Source organism: Clostridium sp. AF50-3, assembly GCF_003477445.1.
Taxonomy (GTDB): Bacteria; Bacillota; Clostridia; order Lachnospirales; family Lachnospiraceae; genus Otoolea; species Otoolea fessa.
On the sequence record NZ_QUDH01000050.1, the window covers coordinates 1 to 1,066 of the forward strand.

Below are 1,066 nucleotides of genomic sequence, written 5' to 3' on the forward strand. Positions count from 1 at the left end.
TTTTCGTCAAGGTCATAAACCTTGCGGCTCTTGGGAAGCCATTTTCCATGTTCGTCCATTGCCCTCATAGTGAGCATGACATGGGCGTGGGGATTGTGTCCCGGCGGATAAGTGTCATGGATGGCAAAGTCAACAATCATCCTTTGGAAACAAACTGCTGCTCACAAAACTCCCGGACAAGGACAGCGTACTGGTCAGGCGGTATCTCTCTGGGAATGGTAAGCACCCACCTCCTTGCAAGCTGGGAGTTCCATTGTTTTTCCACAGCTTCGGCGGCGTTCCATAGGGTATTGCGGTCTGCATACTCCGGCGGAGCATTTGCCGGGAGCAGGATTTCATTGTGGACGATACCACGCTTTTCCGGGTAGTGCTTCACTTGCTGGTCGTATTCACAGAACAGCTTTTCGCCACTCTGGTAAGCAGCGGCGGCAACCGCAGACTGCCGCTGGCTGCGCTGAACAATCGTGATTTCGTTGTGTGGACAGGGCATTTCGTGTCCCTCCTTTCGCTAATTGGTGGACGGGGTGGCGTTTTACCACCTCATTTTGGGCAGAAAAAAAGCAGGAGACCTTTTTCAGATTTCCTGCTCGGTGTGCCGCTATGTGGGCGGCGGGTATTTAATTGTAAAAGTTCGGGGCAAGTTGACCCGATGTGAAGCTGACAAACTGGAAGTTATTTTACTTGCGTTCTATAAATCCTATGATTGAAAAAATCAATCCTACAATCCCAATTCCGATAACGAGCAGCCCCATTCCTGATGAGCAAAGAGAAATTATAATGGCAAAGAGTAGTATTGCAATACCTAATCCAATTTTCTTCATTGTAAATCCTCCTTTACAAATGCCGATTTGTTGTCATCTTCATTATACTTCATTGGCTATCGAAAAGATAGCATATTTTATGAAACTTGTCGGCTGGGAACAGCTTGCAACGCAAGGTGTCCCCAGATGGCAAGTACACAAAAGGGTAGCTGGCGGCAGCCAGCGCAGGGGAAGCGTAGCGTCCCCTGTTTGATTTGAAGCAGACCATGACTGCGGAAAATCACAGCCCTCCGGCGAGGAGCCTT

The 1,066-nt window shown here is 49.0% G+C and carries 1 protein-coding gene and 1 pseudogene; both read right to left on the reverse strand.

All coding sequences use genetic code 11. The features are described from left to right. Positions 1-490, reverse strand: a pseudogene (locus tag DW085_RS18750) (MobA/MobL family protein); the annotation flags it as partial. 187 nt (positions 491-677) lie between these two features. Next, on the reverse strand, positions 678-821 hold the full coding sequence (locus DW085_RS19370) for a hypothetical protein (RefSeq protein ID WP_009274458.1): 144 nt from the start codon (positions 819-821) through the stop codon (positions 678-680). Positions 822-1,066 lie beyond the last annotated feature (245 nt).

Coding starts and splice junctions, on each gene's coding strand:
- DW085_RS19370 (WP_009274458.1), bottom strand. CDS start 821: ATGAAGAAAATTGGATTAGGTATTGCAATACTACTCTTTGCCATTATA.